Consider the following 18,463-nt stretch of genomic DNA (forward strand, 5'->3'; position numbering starts at 1 on the left):
AGGCCATACGGGGATGACACAAGCAAGAAGCCCAAGTTGCGCTGTGTCCTCCTCGGCGGACTGCCCACTCGCCGGCTTCGCCGAAGAGCATGCGCTGCGCGCGATGGGGGTGGTGTGTGTGTGGGGGGGCGGAGGGTTGGGGCCTGCCCGGAGGGTGGTGTCCGGGCAGGCGGTGGGTGGGTGTGTTGGGAGTGGGGGTTAGCTGGTGGGGAAGTTGTCTGGGGTGCGCATTCGGTCTCGGATCCAGGTGCCGGCCGGCTTCAGGACGCCTGTGCCGGTGAAGGTGGTGCCGGCGCAGGTGCCTTGTTTGAAGACTGCTCCTGAGCGGAAGTCGTCGGAGAAGTTCCAGTTGGTCCAGCCGATTTTGTTGGTTGACAGGAAGTCCAGGTACTTCTGGGAGTACGTGAAGTCGTTGCCGCCGTCACCCGTGTAGGTCTGGGTGCCGAACTCCGTCACGAACAACGGGATGCGGGTGGCTGCTCGTTGCAGGGCTGCGAAGTACTCGTCCTGGTGGGAGGCCGCATAGAAGTGGAACGTGTACATGAAGTTTGCGGCGTTGATGGGGTTGTTGATGATGTCGGACTCGGTGCGGCCGTCGGAGATGCCCAAGGATGCCCAGCCGTGGGTGCCTACGAAGACCACGCCGTTCGGGTCCTGGGCTCGGATGACCGGGATCATCTGTTCGGCGTAGGACTTGATGCCTGCCCATGACACGCCGTTGGGCTCGTTGGCGATGTCGTAGATGATGTTGGTCTTGTCGCGGTGGCGTTGGGCGATCTCGGTGAAGAACGTCTTGGCCAGGGACAGGTTGGCGTTGGGGTCGCCCGGGTCCAGCTGGTGCCAGTCGACCAGGGCGTACATGCCGCGCTTGGTGGCTTCCTCGATGTAGCCGTGCACCATGTCGGTGAACTTGCGCGGGTCGCTCGCGTAGCCGCCCTCCTGGACGTACATGGAGATGCGCAGGATGTCGGCGCCCCAGTCGGTGGCCAGGGCATCCAGGGACTGGGTCTTGATGCACTGCGAGTACCACTGGATGCCGTGGGTGCTCATGCCGCGCAGCTGGATGGGCTTTCCGTACTGGTTGCACAGCTTGACGCCGCAGACGTGCAGTTGGCCGTTGATGTCGGCGGGGCGGCCGGTTACGGGTGGGGTGCCGGCGGTGTCCACGTCCAGCTTGTCCAAGTTCGGGCCGCCGGTGGATGTGGTGGCGGTGGCTCGGATGCGGTTTGTGCCGGCCGTGAGGGTGGCGGTGGTGGTGGCGGTTTGCCAGGTGGTCCACGTGCCGGTGCTCGGGAAGGCCAGGTTGGTCGTCGTGGTTGTGCCGTTGACCGTGATGGTCATCGGGCGGTTGGTGGTGGTGCCGTTGGCGTATCGGAAGGTCAGGGTGACGGTTCCGGCTGCCGGGGCGGTGGTGGTGAACTCGACGTAGCTGCCGGTTTCGTTGTCGTAGTTGACGAAACCGGTGCCGGTGTAGCCGGAGTGGTTCGACTCGACCAGGCCGTTGGAGATCGTCGCGGATTCGGCCTGGTGGGTGGTGGTCGCCAGGGCCGCGGGCTCGGCCAGGGCGGTCGTGGTCGCGGCTAGCAGGGTCGCCGCGAGCAGAGGGCTCAGCCATCGGATGGCCACAGGGGGTGCCTCCCACATCGGATGGACGGGATCGGCGGCGGTACAGTTAAGAAACTTTCCTATCTGTTGCCGGGATCACAGCACCAACGGGAGGGTTCTGTCAACGGTTCACGTGGGCGAACGAAGCCTCAGCCCACGGGCGCGGGGACGCGCGGCGTGGCGGCCTTCCACTCGGCGACCAACTCGGGCAGCAGGACGTGCCACGGCAGGACAGCGAGGATCTCCTTGCGCGCCACCAATACCAGCCTGCCTTCGGCGCCGGCGTCCAGCCAGACGACCTGGAGCGCGGCGGCGCGGGACTCGGCCGCGGTCAGGGCGGCGGACGTCTGGTCGGCCAGGTCGTGGTGGTCCACGTGTCGGGCCGAGGAGGTGGCGTCGGACAGTTCCGGGTGGCGGGTCGCCAGGGCGCGGACGGCCGAGTGCAGCCGCCACTCCCCCAGTCCGGCGCGGACCTGCACGGTCAGGGACTCGGTGACGGCGGACACGCGAACCCACCTCCTTAGGGCAGCCTAAGTTAGCAGGTCACCTTCCACGGATCGCTGGAAAATCCGTAGCGACCGACTGGTGGGACCGAAGTCTCACCCGTCAGTAGTTGTCGCCGCCGAAGAACTGCTCCTCCAACTGGTCCGCGGTGCCGGCCAGGAGGGTCAACGGGTCGGTGAACTCGTGGATGTCGAGGTCCTGCAACGGCAGCGAGTGCCGCAGCACCACGTGGTCGCCCATGATCGCCGCGCCGCACGCGATGCTGGAGTTGCCCACCTCGACGAGCAGCGCGTGCAGGTCCACGCTCGCCGCCAGCCCGATGGGCGAGGCGATCTGCACCCACTCGTGCAGCTTGTCCAGCACCTCGCGGACCAGGATGATCACCTGGGTCCGCTCGTCGTCCTCGTCGAACTGCTCGAAGTTGAACAGGATGCGGATCTCGTCGTCGTCCTCGGAGATCACGTCGTAGGTGTCGCGGATGTACGCGGCGAGGTCGCCCCAGGAAGCCATGTCCTCACCCTAGAGGGGCGCGACGGCGCCCCACACGGCATCGGCCACCACCTCGCGTGCCTCGGCGAGGTCGAAGGCGCCCAACAGGAACCGCCGGGCGCACTCGTGCGCGGGACCCATCACCACGGGGTCCAAGGCCCACAACGGAAAAGTGCGGACGGAGCCTTCGGCCATGCGGTCGGCGAACCACGCGGCCACGGGGGCGAAGGTGGCGAGTTTGGCGGCCTGATCGGCGCTGAGCGGCTCGGTGTAGAGGAACTTCGCCCGTCCGGGGTGGGCGGCCACCCAGTCGAGGTAGCGCAGGGCCATGCCGCGCACCACCTTCTCGGTGTCGGCCAGCTCGATCGCCGGCGTCATGGCCGCGATGCAGCGGGCGAAGCTCTCCTCGTACAGGACGGCGAACAGCCCGTCCCGGCTGCCGAAGTGGTGGTAGATGCTGCCGTTGGACACCCCGGACCGCGCGGTCAACGCGCTGATGGTGACCGGGAGGCCTTCGTCCACCAGCGCCAGCGCCGCGTCCACCACCGCCTGCTGACGAGTCGACCGCACGCGGTCTAGAGTAACGCTCTAGAGCACCGCTCCACCGCTGGGAGGTCGTCATGGCCCGTTCCATCCCCGATCTGCTGCGCGAGCGCGTGGCCGCGACACCGGACGCCGAGGCCTTGCGCCACCGGGTGAACGGGACGTGGACCTCGCTGTCCTGGCGCGAGGTCGGCGAGCGGGTGCGCGCGCACGCCCTGGGCTTCCGCCAGCTCGGCGTGAAGGACGAGGCCAGGGTCGCGATCATGGCGCAGACCAGCGTGGAGTGGATCCTCGCCGACCTGGCCGTGCTGGCGGCGGGCGGCGTCACCACGACGATCTACCCGAGCAGCACCCCCGAGGAGGCCGCGCACGTCATCCGCGACTCGGGCAGCGTGCTGGTGGTCGCGGACGCCGACCTGGTGGACAAGGTCGGCGGCGCCCGGGTGATCACCACCGACGACCTGCCGACCTCCGAGGTGGGCGACTACGACGCCATGCTGGACGAGCTGTCCCCCGAACGGCTGGCGACGCTGATCTACACCTCCGGCACCACGGGCATCCCCAAGGGCGTCGAGCTGACCCACGACAACTGGCTCTACACCGCCGAAGCCGTGGTCGAACTGGGCGTGCTCACCCCGCAGGACCTGCACTTCCTGTGGCTGCCGATGTCGCACGCGTTCGGCAAGGTCCTCCAGATCGCCATGATCGCCACCGGGATGCCCACCGCCGTGGACGGGTCTGCGGACCGGATCGCGGAGAACCTGAAGGAGCTGCGCCCCACCATCGTGGCCGGCGCGCCGCGCATCTTCGAGAAGATCCACAGCCGGGTGGTCGCCGCGATGCGCGCCGAGGGCGGGGTGAAGGCGAAGCTGTTCAACTGGGCGCTGGCGGTCGCCGAGCACCCCGACTGGACGCTGCGCCGCAAGATCGCCGACAAGCTGGTGTTCAGCAAGCTGCGCGAGCGGGTCGGCGGGCGCATCAAGTACTTCGTGTCCGGCTCCGCGCCGCTGTCCGCCGAGGTCGGGCAGTTCTTCGGCAACGCGGGGATCACCATCCTGGAGGGCTACGGGCTCACCGAGTCCTCGGCGGCGTCGTTCCTCAACCGGCCCGGCGAGCACGTGTTCGGCACGGTCGGGAAGCCGTTGCCCGGCACGGAGGTCCGCATCGCCGCCGACGGCGAGGTGCTCATCGGCGGGCGCGGGATCATGCGCGGCTACCACAACCTGCCCGACGAGACGGCGGCCACGCTGGAGGAGGGCTGGCTGCGCACCGGCGACATCGGCGAGCTGGACGAGGCCGGCCGACTGCGCATCACCGACCGGAAGAAGGAGCTGATCAAGACGTCGGCGGGCAAGTACGTGGCGCCGCAGAACGTGGAGAGCAAGCTCAAGGCCGCGAGCCCGTACATCGGGCACGTCCTCGTGCACGGCGATCAGCGCAACTACTGCGTCGCGCTGGTCACCCTCGACCCGGACACCACCCCGGCCGGCCTGGACGCGGAGGCGGAGGTGGGCAGCGCGGTGCAGGCGGCCAACGCCAAGCTCGCCCGGCACGAGACGATCAAGAAGTTCGCCGTGCTGGACAAGGACTTCACCGTCGAGGACGGCACCCTGACCGCGAGCCTGAAGATGCGCCGCCGGGAGATCGAGACCCGCTACCGGGCGGTCCTGGACGGCCTGTACGAGGGTTGAGCGGTCAGTCGGTGCGAGGGCTGAGCCGCCGCGATCGCCCACACCGCGAGGACCAGCACGGTCACCACCTCGACCACCACCAGCAGCCGCTCGGTGTAGCCCAGCGGCAGCACGCGCCACCACGGCGTGCCCACGAGGGCGTGGACCAGGACGGCGTACAGGATCGGGGTGAAGGCCAGGGCGGAGAGCAGCCCGAACCGGAACGCCCACCGCGCGTGCCCGCCCCACACGGCGTCCTGCCGCCAGGGGCGGGCCAGCAGCATCGCCGCGACCGGCAGGCTGAGGAACGCGACCAGGCTGGCGACCCGGTGGATCGTGCCGCTCGCGCTCGGCCCCTCGGCCCAGTTGTGCTTGGGGAACACGACGACCAGCGCCAGCCCGGCGGACCACGCCAGGAAAGCGATTGCGCCGCCGCTGGACCACTTGGTCATCCCCCGGCGCACCAGGACGGCCAGGATCGCCACGGACCCGAGCACGAGCAGCGCCACGGCCGTGTCGAACACCCAGCGGTAGGGGCCGAGGGCGTACTCGGAGATGGTGCGGCGCAGGCCGATGGCCGTGGTGGCGAGCCGGTGCGCGTCCAGCAGGCCGACCATGAGGACGGTCAGCACGATGGCGAACGCGCCACCGAAGGCGACGAAGCGGGCCGGGGAACGGGTCGGTGCGGGTTCGACGGTCAGCACAACGGGCTTCAACGGACGGTGACCGGCTCGTGTTCCGCCGTTCAGGGAATCGACAGCTTGGCCAAGTGATCTTCGCGGGCGCGGAGGAGGTCGGCCACGAGGGCCAGCAGCTCGGCGTCCGCGCCCGCTTTCTGCTCCACCCTCGCGACGGCCGCGGACTCCTCCAGGTGGGCCTTGAGCAGGGCGGACGCGTGTGTGTCGAAGTCGGGGCCGGTGAGGGTGGCCAGCCCGGTGACCTCGGGGGCCGTCACCATGCCGGGCATGTCGTGACCCCGGTGTTCGTCCAGGTAGGGCAGGCCGCGGTCGCGGAGGAGGGCGTGCAGGCGGTCGAGTTCGGCGCGGTGGTCGGCCGCGATCTCGCGGGTCAACGGGGTCAGCGGGGTCTCGCGGGAGGTCACCAGGTCGAGCAGGGGCAGGGCCGATTCGGCTTGCGGGATGGCGAGTTGGACGTAGGCCGCGTCCGTGGCGCTCAAGGCGGCCGGCGGCTCGGCGGCAGGCGGCTCGGCCGTACACGCGGTGAGCAGGAGTAGGAAGGCCACCAGCAGGCGCACGCGCGCTCCTCGGGTCGGGAGCGCGTCAGGCGGACTCGCGGACCACCAGGGTCGGGTCGAACACGACGGAACTGGTCGGGCGGTCCGGCCGCTCGACGCGCTCCACGAGCAACCGGACCATCTCGGCCGCCATGTCCTCCACCGGCTGCCGCACCGTCGTCAACGGCGGGTCGCACTCCAGCGCGGGTGGGCTGTCGTCGAACCCGACCACCCGCACGTCCTCCGGCACCCGCCGCCCGCGCTGCCGCAGCACCGGCAGCACCCCGGAGGCCATCAGGTCGGACGCGACGAACACCCCGTCCACGTCCGCCGGCAGCTCCCGGGCCGCCGCCGCGCCACCCTCGCGGGTGAAGTCGCCGTGCACCACCGCCGGCTCCGGCAGGCCGTGCCGGGCCACCGCCTCGCGGAAGCCCCGCAGCCGGTCCTGGCCGGGCGTGCGCTCCAACGGCCCGGTCACCGTCCCCAGCCGCCGCGCCCCGCGGGCCACCAGGTGGTCCACGGCCAGCGCCGCGCCGGCCGCCTGGTCGACGTCCACGTAGGTGATCGGCACCGGCTTGCCCGGACGAGCGGCCAGCACCACCGGCAGGTTCGCCCGGGTGAGCAACCGGGGCAGCGGGTCGGCGTCGTGGGTGTGGATCAGGATCACGCCGTCCAGCCGGCCCTGCCGGATGTCGTCCACCACCTGTTCGTGGCTGCTGGTCAGGACCAGCTGCACGCCCAGCGGCCGGATCACCGGGAGGACACCGGACACCACCCGTCCGAAGTACGGGTCGTGCACGGTGCGGTCCTCGTCGGGCAGCACCAGCCCGATCGCCCCCGCCCGCCGGGTGACCAGCGAGCGGGCGGCGCGGTTGGGCACGTAGCCGGTGGAGGAGATGGCCCGTTCGACGACCTGCCGCAGCTCGCGGTCCACCGTGGCGACGCCGTTGACGACCCGGGACACCGTGGCCCGCGAGACTCCCGCGACCCGGGCGACCTCCTCCAAGGTGACTGGTCTGCGGTCCACGCCCGCTTTTATACCGGCTGCGGGGCACCGCGCACGGTGCCCCGCGTTTCACATCACTGGTACACCCGCACGTAGTCGACCAGCATCCGCTGCGGGAACACCGTGGTGCCGTCCGGCGGTCCGGGCCAGTCCCCGCCCACCGCGTTGTTGAGCAGGATGAAGAAGGGTTTGTCGAACACCCACGGGCCGCGGGTGGCCTCGACGGTGGCCTTGTCGATGGAGATCACCGTCACACCGTCGATGCTGAACGTGATCCCCTTGCTGTTCCAGTCGACCCGGAACAGGTGGAAGGCGTTCGCGTAGTCCTGGCCGATGTCCCGCGCCGCGCCGATGCCGCCGCCGCCGAAGTACGCCGGGCCGTGGATGGTCTGGTAGGCGGTGTTCGGTTCGCGGCCGAGGTGTTCCATGATGTCGATCTCGCCGCTGCCCGGCCACGGGGTGCCCTTGAAGATGTCGGTGCCGAGCATCCAGAACGCGGGCCACAGGCCCTTGGTGCCGGACACCTTGATGTTCGCCTCGATCCGGCCGTAGGTCCAGGACGCCCGGCCCTCGGTGATGATCCGGGCCGAGGTGTACTGGCACGTCCCGCTGCCGCTGACCGGGTCGACCGGGCAGGAGGTGCCCGGCGTGACCTCGCGGCGGGCCTCCAGCACCATGTTGCCCGCGCCGTCGGTGAACGCGTTGTTGTTGTTGGTGTAGTACTGGAGTTCCGCGTTCTGGCCGGTGCCCACCTCCGGTCGCCACTTCGTGCCGTCGGGCTTGGTGCCGGCAGGGGTGTTGAACTCGTCGCTCCACACCAGGCGCAGCGGGTTGCCCGGGTCTGGGGCTTGGGGTGGTGGTGGGGTCGGGTTGCCGCCGGTGCCGTAGACCTGGAACTCCCACAGCGAGTAGCCGTACGGGCCGCTGCGGGCGGTGAGGTTCACGCGGACGTGCCGACCGGTGCCGGTCACGGGGATGGTTTGTTTGAAGCCCGTGCCGGTGGTTGTGGTGTAGATCGGCGTCCAGTTGGTGCCGTCCGGTGAGGTCTCGATGCGGAAACCCCTGGCGTACGCGGGATCCCATTGCAGGACGACCTTGCTCAGCTGCGCCGGCGCCCCGAGGTCGACCGCGATCCAGCCCGGATCCACCCAGCCCGTGGTGGCGCTGGTGGCCCACCGCGTCGCCGGGTTGAAGTCCAGCGCCTTGGCGGGGGTGCAGACCGGGCACGCGCCGTCGTCCTGGAATGAGGACGCGGTGGCGGGTTTGTTGTAGGACAACAGGGTTTCGGTGGTGCTTGGGGTTCCGGTGCGGACCGCGAACTCCCACAGCGACACGCCCCACTGGGTGGCGCGGGCGGTGGCGTGGAGGCGGACGTAACGGCCCGAGCCGGTGAGGGTGAGGTTCTGCGTGCCGCCGGTGCCGGTGGTGGTGGCGTAGACGTCGGTCCAGGTGGTGGCGTCCGTGGAGGTCTGGATGCGGAACGCCGTGGCGTAGGCCGCTTCCCAGGTCAGGGTCGCGCCGCAGACGTCCTTAGTCGTGCCGAGGTCCACTTGCAGCCACTGGGGGTCGCTGAACGCGCTCGACCAGCGCGTGCCCGGGTTGCCGTCCACCGCGTTGGCGGCGACGAACGGCGAGCCGGTCTCGACGGAGGAGGCGGTGGCGTTGACGGCGGTGGCGGTGCCGCACTCGGCCTGCGCTTGTGGTGGGGCGACGACCAGTGCGGCCAGTGCGATGATCGCGGCGAGGACCCTGGTCACGGCCGACCGTCCGCGCCGCACTTGATGATCGGGTTGATGCAGTCCCGGACCCGGCGGGCGAGCTCGGCTTCCGGCCAGGCGTTGAAGAAGTCGCCGTGCATGGTGAACCCGGGGCCCGAGGACAGGCGGAACCGGGCCGGGTCACCGCTGACCGGGTAGCGCAGCACCTGGCGCAGCTTGGGGACGGGCACGGGGTGGGTGGCCGGGCAGTCGGCGTTGACCGGGTAGGCCATGTGGCTCTTGTGGTCCGGCGAGTCGAGGTCGCGGCCGTTCCAGCACTGCGGGAAGTCCAGGTAGGACTCCAGCATGGTCCCTTGTGGACAGTTGACGAAGTCCTTGGACGCACCCACGTGACCCGCGTGCAGGCACGACCAGCGCGCGATGGTCGAGGCGTCCGGCGCGGTGGCCTTGGCGTTGCCCGCCACGACCCGCAGGCCCAGCGGGTAGGGCCGGATCCGCGCGATCACGTCGTCCCGGACGCCTTCGCCCAGGTAGTAGAAGGTGGTGATGGTGGGTTCGACCGGCTGGTTGTCCGCGTAGAGGGTCGGGACCCAGTAGGAGGACAGGTCGACGCCGGGGTTGCAGTTGCTGGTGCCCGCGAGCAGGGAGTTGACGTCGCTGTGGGCGTTGGTGGTGCGGTTGCCGAAGAAGCTGTGCATGTGCGAGGCGCCGGGCAGGTTGGGGACGACGATCGGGTCGTCGGGGAGCCGGTGGCTGAACGGGCAGTCGGCGAGGAACTCGGCCACGCGGACGACGTTGGTCGGGTTGCGCACCCCGAACACCTGGAACTCCCACAGCGAGACACCCCATTGGGTGGCGCGGGCCGTGGCGTAGAGGCGCAGGTGGCGGGTGGTGGTCGAGGTGGCGATCGTCTGGGTGCCGGGCGTGCCGGAGTGGGTGCTGACGGTCTGCCAGGTGCTGCCGTCGGCGGAGGCCTGGAGCTGGAAGGACGCGGCGTAGGCGGTCTCCCAGTTGAGGACGACTTGGCTGACGGCCGTCGAACTGCCGAGGTCCACGCTGATCCACTGCGGGTCGGCGGCGGCACTGGACCACCGGGTGCCGGTGTTGCCGTCCACGGCGGCGGTGGCAGGGGTACCGCCGTTCTCGGTGGAGGACGCGGAGACCGGGCGGTTCTGGGACAGCAGTTCGGGCGCGGCTTGGGCGGCAGGGGCGGTGAAGGAGGCGGTGGTGGCGGCGAGTGCGAGGACGGTGAGGGCGGTGACCAGTCGACGCCATCGGCGAATGGTGGGGATCACGACTCCCCTTTCGTAGGCGTGGTACGAGGCAGGATGGGAGAGCGCTCTCACCGGCAAAGTAGGGCGGTGGTTCTGGATCAGTCAAGGAAAGTGGGAGGTTCCGGTACGACCGGGACAAGCCTCGAGAGAGCGCTCTCTCAGATCACCACTTGCTGAACAACTCGCCCAACGGGTCGGAGAGGTACCGCTCGGGCGCCTCTTGGCCGAGGAGCCGAGTTCGCAACTCCTCCCACTGCACGCGCAACGCGGATTCGAGGATGTACTTGCCATGATCCAAGACCGCGTGGAGCGCGTCGCGCACACTGAAGTAGAAGGCTGGGTTTTGCAACCTCGGGGTGCGCAGCAGCACCTCGGGGTGAACATACGCGATGGTTAGCACGGCGTGCGGGCTGATTTGGAAGGGCACTGGGTAGTGGGCGAGGCTCTGCACTGCCCTGATGACGAACAGCCGGGGCAGCTCGCGAGAACGCACGAGCAAGAGGAAGACGAGCGCGCTCCCCACGGCCTCGACGTCTGAGAGAGGCGTGTTCTCCGGTGGGTCGCCGATCAACGACGAGAAGGCTTCGCTGTTGCTGCCCGAGAAGACCGCGGCTTGCAGTTGCGGGAGCACCTCGTCCGCCCAGGTCGACCCTGGTTCGTGGAACCGCGATCTGTCGACCAGGGCCATCCCTCGGCGGATTCGGGCAGCGTGCAAGTCGTCTCCCTGGACCCTTGCGGTCCAGTACTCGTCCGCGCCGGGGATGTCGAAGGAGGCGAACTCCGGTGCGCGGTCGACCAGTGTGGCGCCACCCTCCAGGTTCAACGAGGACAGCAGCGCCAGCCAGCTGTCGGGATCCAGGCCGGACCGCCACAGTGACAACGTCGAGCGCCAGTTCGCCAGCGCTTCAGGTTCGTCGTCGCCGAACGCCCCTACCAGCGGGAACCCGGTCTCGGGGTCGCTGAACCGGATCGACAGCGTGGTCAGGTTCGCGGAGTAGGCCGCGAGCTGCCGGACGAAGTCGAGCGGTGTCGGGCGGTAGGTGTCGTACTCCGTCGAGCGTCGCCGCTGCCGGAACGACCCGAGCAGGTCCACCACCGCCCGGCGGACGTGGTCTTGCTCGTCCGGCGACATCGCTGCGAAGAGCTCCTTCGCGAAGTCGCCGATAGATGGCCGCGCGGCCCAGGCATGATGCGATAGCAGGGCGAACAGAACCTCGTCGTTGAGGGCGCGGTCGCGGTAGCGGCCACCGTAGGCGGCGCTGGACATGGCGGCCAGTTCGCCCATGACGTGCTGGGCCACCAGGTACTCACCGAAGGTGGCGTGCAGGAACTCGTAGGCGCGTTCCGTGGTCCGAATAGTCGCTTCCGCCGCGTGCACGAAGAAGAACTCGCCGAGCAGCCTGGCACCCTCGTCGTCACGCAGGTTGTCCTGCCCGGTGAGCGCTGCGAGGTCGGACCGCAGGTCGGTTTCTCGCACGCTCTGCACACCGCGGTTGAACATGGCCAGTGCCGCGACCGCGAGCCGGAACACCTGCTCGGACACTCGGCGTTCCAACTCTTCGGGGCGCAACCGGCCCATGACGTGCTTGCGCACCTCACGCCGGGCGAAGCTGTCGAAGATCCGCTCGTAGAGGGCCGACTTCGACAGGCCTTCGTCCAGCTGCGGCGACTGGGGGTCGGCGGCGTAGAGCGCCAGCATGAGCAGTAGCAGCGGTTGCCTGGCCAGATCGGCCTGGTGCAGCGCCTCGGCGGGGGTCAGCTCGCGCATGGTCCCCGACCTGATCGCCGTCAGGTTCGCGGCACGCCACTCGTCCAGCCAGGCGGTGACCTGGTCGTCGTCGAATTCGTCCAGCTTGACCACGGTTGCGCCGGGCGCCACGTCCACCCGGTCGGCCACCACTGTCCGGGACGTCACGACGATCGCTACCGGCCGGTTCTGCTCGCCTTCGACGCGCTGGAACTCCGTGACCTCCCGCAGGTACCCGCTGCGGTCGAAGTCCGTGGCCTGCAACAGCTCGTCCAGGCCGTCGAGCAGAACCACCAGGACAGTGTCGGATTGGTCGGACAGTGCCTGCCACTGCAACCGGTTGTTGCTCGCAAGGTCCAACGCTTGCTGGATCTGGTCGGCGATCGGCGCGCTGGCCGACACGCTGCGCAGCGGCACGCGGACGACGGTGTACTCCTCCGGTGGGAGCCGTGCCGCGAGTACCTTCGTGAGGATGGACTTGCCCGCGCCGGGGTGGCCCAGCAGCAGCATCGGCAACGACGTCGAGTCGGCCGAGCTGAAATGCGCGGCGAACATCAGCTCAAGGTCCCGCGCGACCGGCTGGTTCGACCACCAACCCTCGTCTGCGGGGCGACTGTCTCTGTCGTGAGCCGCCATCCGGTAGTGCGGGGTGACGAAGGCTCGTTCGATCGTGGGGAAGGTGACGTCGGCGTCGTAGCGCTCAATGTCGCTTGGCACGATGAGCTGGCCGAGCACGCCCGCGTTGACGCCGGCCAGCCCCGCGCGCTGCCGGCCGATGGCGGCACCGCGGTCGGAGACCAGGCCGAGCAGGAGCTGCACCTGGTCGAGCGCCCGCCCTTGCGACTCCAGGGCGGCGTGTACCTCGGCGTTCAACTCTCCGAGGCGGTGTCTGGTGGCGGCGTGTTCGCCGAGCGCCGCCCACAACGCGAACTCCGGGGCCTTCTCCGCCAGCGCGAGGTAGTGCGACTCGTAGCGGCTCAGGACCTGGTCGCGGAAAGTCCCGCTGAACACTCTGCCGAGGCTCGCACCGGCGGTGAGGCCTTTGAAGAAGTCGGCCGCCTCGACCATCTTCTCCTCGACCCAGAGAGCAAGATGGGTCAGGTTCTCGTTGAACCCGCGCGACGGCGATGGAGCGGGGATGACCCACCAGTAGAGGCTGTCGTAGTAATCCTGGGTGGCGGCTTTCCGCTCGCCGATCGTGAGCAACCGCTGCTCCTCGTCGGTGAGGGCCAGCTTTCGCATCCCTCGACGACCAACGTGTTCTTCCAGCACCTCGAAGAACGCGGCAGCCGCGATGGTGCTGTGTGCGGCGATGATCAGGTCGCGGCGGGCTACGCCCTTGGTGCCGGCTAATCGGTCCGACAGCTTCCCGACCAAGCCCCGCAGCAAGCCGGTGGCCTCGTTCTTCTGGTCGACCCAACCCCACACCGCGGCCAACAGCGCCGCCGGCACCAACGCGCCGCTGCCGATCGCCGCCGTCGCGCCTGCGGCGAGGATGGTGCCGCCTAGCAGCTTGTCCAGCTTGCCGACTGTCTCGGACTCGTGCTTGCCGAGGATGCGGAGGGCTCCGGCGAACGTCAGCGCAGGCTTGCGGGACATCGCCCTAGATTACGGGCGGGCGGCTGGCGGTAGGTCCGTCAGAGGGGCTGTGGGCCAGGTCCACGGGTCGTCGGCCAGTTTGACCAGTTCTTCCACCTGCAACAGGCACCACGGGGAGATCGGGCGCACGCCCGCCAGCACCGCGTGTGCGAAGTCCGCCCACGGCACCCACTCGAACGAGTCCACCTCGTCCTCGTTCAGCACCGGGTCGCGATCGAGCCTGCCCCGGAAGACCGGGCAGATCTCGTTCTCCACCACGCCGTTCTCCATCACGGCCCGATACCGGAACCTGGGCAGCACCAAGTCCAGCGACACGCCCGTGACGCCCAGCTCCTCCGCCAACCGCCGCGTGACGGCCGATGCCGCGTCCTCGCCCGGGGACGGGTGGCCGCAGCACGAGTTGGTCCACACGCCCGGCCACGTCTTCTTGTGCAGTGCCCGCCGGGTCAGCAGCAGGCGGCCTGCCCCGTCGAACAGGTAGCTGGAGAACGCCAGGTGCAGCGGGGTGTCCGCGTGGTGGACTTCGGCCTTGTCGGCTACGCCGATGCTCGTGCCCGACTCGTCCAGCAGCACTACTTGTTCCACGCGGATCACCCTGCCACAGGCCCCTGCCTCACCGCGCGGCGGCAAGGGCTTTCGGGTTGCGGACGAGCTTGCCGGCTGCCGTTCGGGGTAGGGCGCGCAGGACGTGGACGCGCTGGGGCAGTTTGAAGTCCGCCAGGCGCTCGCGGCACCACTCGGTCAGGTCCGGCTCGGACAACGAGTCGCTCTCCGTGCCCACGTACGCCTCGATCACTCCGTCGTACACGGCGATCGCCTCCGTCACGCCCGGGTGGGCACGGAGAGTGGCCTCGACCTCGGTCAGGTCGACCTTCGCGCCCTGCACCACGACGAGTGAGTCCGCCCGGCCCAGCAGGCGCAGTGCGCCTCGGGTGTCGAACTCGCCGCGGTCGCCCGTGCGGAACCAGCCGTCCACGTACCGACCCGTGCCGTCGTCGCGCAGGTACGGCGACTCGTCCAGTGCGACCTCCACCAAGCCGTTGTGGACCCGGAGGGTGGTGTCGGTCAGCGGCTTGCCGACCGCCGGGCGGGACGAGCCGGTGACGTCCAGGGTCAGTGCCCCGGTCTCGGTGGTGCCGAAGCACTCCCCCACCGGGAAACCGTAGGCCCGTGCGAAACCCTCCGTGACCTCCGGCGGCATCATCTCGCCGCCCGCGAACGCCGCCCGCACGGTCCGCAGCGCGGGGCGGTCGGCGGCCTGGGCCAGCAGGGCGAAGTGGAACGGCAGGCCGGTGACGAAGTCGACCTCGTGGACGGCCGCCGCGTGCAGGATGTCGTCGGCGGTGGGGCGGGCCGCGAAGACCAGGTGCACGCCCGCCGCCAGCGAGTGCAGCAGGCCGCCCATCAGGCCGAAGCTGTGGGCGGTGGCGTTGAGCAGCAGGAGTTTCTCGCCGCGCTGGGTCATGCCCTCCGCCGCGCCGAACCGCATCACCTCGCGGATGATCGACTCGGTGCTGCGGCCGATGACCTTCGGCGTCCCGGTCGAGCCCGAGCTGAACTGGACCAGGCGGTGCCGGGTCAGCGCGGGCAGGCCCTCGGGGCGGCGTTCGGTGACCAGCTCGTAGCGCTCGCGGAACGCGCCGCCGCCGCGCCCGGTGGCCCGGACGACGTACTGCGGTCGGGCCAAGTCGCGCAGCACCTCGACCTCGGCGGGCTTGAGGCGGTGGTCGATGGAGACCACCCGCGCGCCCAGGCTCCACAGCGCCAGCACCACCTCCAACTGGGTGAAGCTGGGCGGCACCTGGACGGCGACCGTGCTGCCCTCCCCCACCCCGGACGCGGCGAACAAGCCCGCCTCGGCGGCCACGGACTCCCGCAGCCGCCCGTGCGTCACGGTGTGGTCGTGGGTGAACGCCGGCACGTCGTCGCCGTGGCGGCGCAGCAGGTCGGTGACGAACTCGCGCATCTGGGTCAGGTCTCCTTGCAGAACTCGCCGATGGGGATGCCCACGTGCCGCTGTTCGGTCGCTATGTAACCCAGCAGCTCGTCACCGCGTTGCAGCTCGGTGACGTTGCGGACCTTCCCACCGGGACCCAGGACCCGGACGTGCCAGTCGTCCTGCACGGTGAGGCTGACCTCGACGCCCTCCGGCGAGTGCGCGGTGATGGTCAGGATGGGCCGGGACTCCAGCTTCGCCCGGCCGACGGTGACCTTGCGGGTGCGGCCCTCGGAGTCCACCGCCAGCACGGTGCTGCCGGAGCGCAGCTCGGACAGGTAGTTGGTGCGGTTGTCCGGGCCGAGCACGTAGGAGTGCAGGGCGCCCGCGTTGACCCGGAACGGCCGGGTCGGCATGTACGGCAGCGGGTGGGTCTCGCTGCAACACAGGATGAAGCCCGACGAGTACGAGCCGACCAGGATGCCCTCGTCCTCGCGGAAGTGGGAGCAGGTGTCCACGCACACGCGGTCGCCCAGGCCGTTGTGGGCGATGCCGTCGACGGTGAGCGTGGTCAGGGTCAGCGGCGGGGTCTTGGCCTCCAGCAGGCGGGCCAGGTTGAACACGTCGGCCGCGTCGCGCGGGGCGAGCAGGACGCCGTCCGAGCCGTGCTCCAGCACGTCCAGGACGATCGCGGCCTCCTCCAGGTCGGCGACCTGCGTGATCAGCTTGCCGGGCGCGCCGTCGGCGGCGGCGATCACGATCTCCAGCGGGATCTTGGTCGGGTCGGTGAACGCGACCAGCGTGTGCTCCAGCTTGACGGCCGCGTTGCACGCGAGCTTGAGCGTCCGGTCGTCGCGGACCTGCACGAACGCGGCGGTCGCGGTGAGCCGGTCCAGCCGGTCCTGGTCGTCCACGACGACGGCGACCAGGTGCGGGCTGTCCACCGGCTCGGGCGCGACCAGCACCCGGGTGACCGTGGGCGGCAGCGTGTCCAGCAGGGCCGGGTCGTCGGACACGACCCCGGCCAGGCGGGCGTGCAGGGCGGCGTCGACCACGGACTCGCGGTGCGCCTCGGGGACGGTTCGGAGGTCGATCCAGGCGAACTTCACGCCAGACTCCAGGGGGTGATGCGGGTCAGGACACGGCGCCGGACATGGCCGGCACCAGTTGGGCGGGGTCTTCGGCGTGGATGACCGAGGCCAGCTCGGCCACCAGGGACATCGGCTGGGGCGAGGTGAACACCCGCCGCCCCACGGCCAGGCCCGCGCAGCCCATCGCCATCGAGGCGCGCGCGTAGTCCACGAGGCTGCCGCCGGTCGCGGGGCCGCCTGCCACCAGCACCGGGATCGGGCAGCTCTCGACCACCTCGGCCATGCGCTCCACCGGCAGCGCGAGGTTGGTCTTCACGATGTCCGCGCCCAGGTCGACGGCGATGTTGACCACGTGGGCGAGCAGGGCGGGGTCGGTGGTGTCGACGATGCGCGGCCCGCGCGGGTACACCATCGCCACCAGCGGCACGTTCCAGGCGTCGCACGCGTTGGCGACCACGCCGAAGTCGGCGAGTTGCCGCTCCTCGGTGTCCGAGCCGATGTTCACGTGCACACTGACCGCGTCCGCACCCAGCCGCAGCGCCTCCTCCACCTCGCCGACGAGCACCTTCGCGTTGGCGTCGGCCATGTGCGCGGTGCCGGCGCTGAGGTGGACGATCAGCGCGCACCCGCCGAGCAGCTGCGGGTCGATCGTGCGAATACGTCCTTTGTGGACGATGATGGCGTCGGCGCCGCCGACGACGACCGAGGAGATCAGGTCGGGCCACCGGTCGCGCGGCACCACCGGGCCGTCCGACACGCTGTGGTCGAGCGGGACGAAGAGGTACCTGTCGTCGCGCGGACGGGAAAGGCGTCGCAGCCGCAACGCTTTCCTCATGTCGCTCACACCTCCCCAGGATCGGCGATAGCCACGCCGAGAGTGGTGTAGACCCGAGTGCGGCGGGGAGTTGGCAGCTGGCGATAACTCGGCAGTTATGCACCTGTTGGAGCAGCGGGGTGCGACGAATCCTCGACCGACTGTCAACCCTTCACACTCGCACGGTCGGTGCTGGCCGTCAGCCGGTTGCCCTAGGCTGCGTCAGTGCACATGGAGCTCAGACACCTCCACGTTGTGCTGACCGTGGCGGAGGCGGGCAGCATCAGCCGGGCCGCCTCCTCGCTGAAGATCGCGCAAGCCGGTCTGACCGCGCAGCTGCGCCGCATCGAACGCGGCTTCGGGGGTCCGCTCTTCCTGCGGCGCAGCGACGGCGTGGAACTGACCGAACTCGGCCGCCACGTCGTGCTGAGGTCGCGTGACCTGGTGGAACGGTTCGACGACCTGATGGTGACCGCCCGCAGGCTGGCCGCGCAGAACGGCGGCGCAGGCATCCGCCTGGGCGGCGTGGCGGGCGCGCCGACACCGATGCTGGTGGACGTGGTGCGGGACATGCTGCCCAACCAACCGCGCACCACCCACGTCGAGCGCAGCTGCGACGCGGTGCTCGACCTGGTGCGGTCGGGCAAGCTGGACGTGGGCCTGGTGGTGGAGTTCCCGCAGAGTCCACTGCGGATTCCCGAAGAGGTCGCGTGCCGTTCACTGGTGACCGAGCCCATGTTGGTCGGAATCGCGGCGGGGCACCGGTTGTCGGGGCGCAGCGAGATTCGGCTGTCCGAACTGGCCGATGAGGACTGGGCGGTCCCGGACGAGAACTACGGCGGCGGACGGGTGAACCTGCACCTGGCCTGCGAGGCGGCGGGGTTCACGCCGCGTTGCGTGCACTTCGGCGTCGACCCGGTGACGGCGGCGGAACTGGTGCGCTCGGGCCACACCGTCGCGTGCTTCTTCCCCACCGGACGGGAATTGCCCGGTGTCCTGTTGAAACCGGTGGTCGGCAGCCCGGTGCACCGCCGCGTGATGCTGGTGTGGCAACGGGACGGCGCGGCGGCGGAATACATCGAGGAGCTGCACACGCGGCTGTTGCGGGCTTACCAGGACTGCGTCCGGGGCCAGACCCGCACGCCGAAGCTGGCCGCCGCCGCGGAGTTCACGGCGGCGGCCAGCTGAGGTCGTCGGCCCGGATGATCAGGCGAGCGCCGGGCCGGTGGGAGC

At 69.9% G+C, this 18,463-nt stretch carries 16 protein-coding genes; 2 read left to right on the plus strand and 14 right to left on the minus strand.

Annotated elements, in window-relative coordinates; translation table 11 throughout:
* Positions 1 to 198 precede the first annotated feature (198 nt).
* The 4 genes from WBN91_RS29915 to WBN91_RS29930 form a co-directional block, all read right to left on the minus strand.
* Positions 199 to 1,626 (minus strand): cellulase family glycosylhydrolase, encoded by a 1,428-nt coding sequence (locus tag WBN91_RS29915; RefSeq protein WP_337727656.1) that lies wholly within the window; start codon positions 1,624 to 1,626, stop codon positions 199 to 201.
* A gap of 128 nt (positions 1,627 to 1,754) precedes the next feature.
* A complete protein-coding gene (locus WBN91_RS29920) occupies positions 1,755 to 2,111 on the minus strand; it encodes a hypothetical protein (protein WP_337727655.1) in 357 nt (118 codons plus the stop codon).
* Positions 2,112 to 2,211: 100 nt separating this feature from the next.
* A complete protein-coding gene (locus tag WBN91_RS29925) occupies positions 2,212 to 2,619 on the minus strand; it encodes a hypothetical protein (protein WP_337727654.1) in 408 nt (135 codons plus the stop codon).
* Positions 2,620 to 2,628: 9 nt separating this feature from the next.
* Positions 2,629 to 3,168 (minus strand): TetR/AcrR family transcriptional regulator, encoded by a 540-nt coding sequence (locus WBN91_RS29930; protein ID WP_337727653.1) that lies wholly within the window; start codon positions 3,166 to 3,168, stop codon positions 2,629 to 2,631.
* Between the two features lie 50 nt (positions 3,169 to 3,218).
* Here WBN91_RS29930 and WBN91_RS29935 point away from each other — a divergent pair, with 50 nt between their 5' ends.
* Positions 3,219 to 4,832 carry an AMP-dependent synthetase/ligase gene (locus WBN91_RS29935; RefSeq protein WP_337727652.1) on the plus strand — a complete coding sequence of 538 codons (1,614 nt, stop codon included), beginning with the start codon at positions 3,219 to 3,221 and terminating at the stop codon, positions 4,830 to 4,832.
* Here WBN91_RS29935 and WBN91_RS29940 read toward each other — a convergent pair.
* From WBN91_RS29940 to WBN91_RS29985, 10 genes are all read right to left on the minus strand, one after another.
* Positions 4,796 to 5,515 carry a DUF998 domain-containing protein gene (locus WBN91_RS29940; RefSeq protein WP_337727651.1) on the minus strand — a complete coding sequence of 240 codons (720 nt, stop codon included), beginning with the start codon at positions 5,513 to 5,515 and terminating at the stop codon, positions 4,796 to 4,798. The two genes, WBN91_RS29935 and WBN91_RS29940, sit on opposite strands and share 37 nt — an antisense overlap.
* A gap of 41 nt (positions 5,516 to 5,556) precedes the next feature.
* On the minus strand, positions 5,557 to 6,066 hold the full coding sequence (locus WBN91_RS29945; RefSeq protein ID WP_337727650.1) for a DUF305 domain-containing protein: 510 nt from the start codon (positions 6,064 to 6,066) through the stop codon (positions 5,557 to 5,559).
* 25 nt (positions 6,067 to 6,091) lie between these two features.
* Entirely contained in the window at positions 6,092 to 7,072 is a 981-nt protein-coding gene (locus WBN91_RS29950; protein ID WP_337727649.1) for a LacI family DNA-binding transcriptional regulator, read from the minus strand.
* Positions 7,073 to 7,125: 53 nt separating this feature from the next.
* Complete coding sequence (locus tag WBN91_RS29955) at positions 7,126 to 8,808, minus strand: discoidin domain-containing protein (protein WP_337727648.1); 1,683 nt, start codon at positions 8,806 to 8,808, stop codon at positions 7,126 to 7,128.
* The gene (locus WBN91_RS29960) at positions 8,805 to 10,064 is read right to left on the minus strand and encodes a DUF1996 domain-containing protein (protein WP_337727647.1); all 1,260 of its coding nucleotides are present in this window, start codon (positions 10,062 to 10,064) and stop codon (positions 8,805 to 8,807) included. The genes WBN91_RS29955 and WBN91_RS29960 overlap by 4 nt, the downstream gene beginning before the upstream one ends.
* 142 nt (positions 10,065 to 10,206) lie before the next feature.
* Positions 10,207 to 13,389 (minus strand): NACHT domain-containing protein, encoded by a 3,183-nt coding sequence (locus WBN91_RS29965; protein ID WP_337727646.1) that lies wholly within the window; start codon positions 13,387 to 13,389, stop codon positions 10,207 to 10,209.
* 9 nt (positions 13,390 to 13,398) lie between these two features.
* The gene (gene idi / locus WBN91_RS29970; RefSeq protein WP_337727645.1) at positions 13,399 to 13,974 is read right to left on the minus strand and encodes an isopentenyl-diphosphate Delta-isomerase; all 576 of its coding nucleotides are present in this window, start codon (positions 13,972 to 13,974) and stop codon (positions 13,399 to 13,401) included.
* Positions 13,975 to 14,002: 28 nt separating this feature from the next.
* Positions 14,003 to 15,355: a class I adenylate-forming enzyme family protein gene (locus WBN91_RS29975; RefSeq protein WP_337727644.1), complete on the minus strand. Its 1,353-nt coding sequence runs from the start codon at positions 15,353 to 15,355 to the stop codon at positions 14,003 to 14,005.
* Positions 15,356 to 15,360: 5 nt separating this feature from the next.
* Positions 15,361 to 16,434, minus strand: a complete 1,074-nt coding sequence (locus WBN91_RS29980) for a 3-dehydroquinate synthase II (protein ID WP_337727643.1) — start codon at positions 16,432 to 16,434, stop codon at positions 15,361 to 15,363.
* Positions 16,435 to 16,459: 25 nt separating this feature from the next.
* Complete coding sequence (locus WBN91_RS29985) at positions 16,460 to 17,251, minus strand: 2-amino-3,7-dideoxy-D-threo-hept-6-ulosonate synthase (protein ID WP_337727642.1); 792 nt, start codon at positions 17,249 to 17,251, stop codon at positions 16,460 to 16,462.
* A gap of 210 nt (positions 17,252 to 17,461) precedes the next feature.
* Between WBN91_RS29985 and WBN91_RS29990 the strand changes: the two genes are divergently transcribed.
* On the plus strand, positions 17,462 to 18,418 hold the full coding sequence (locus WBN91_RS29990) for a LysR family transcriptional regulator (protein ID WP_337727657.1): 957 nt from the start codon (positions 17,462 to 17,464) through the stop codon (positions 18,416 to 18,418).
* Positions 18,419 to 18,463: the final 45 nt, after the last annotated feature.

It is taken from the genome of Saccharothrix sp. CCNWYY140 (genome assembly GCF_037401995.1).
Taxonomy (GTDB): domain Bacteria; phylum Actinomycetota; class Actinomycetes; order Mycobacteriales; family Pseudonocardiaceae; genus Actinosynnema.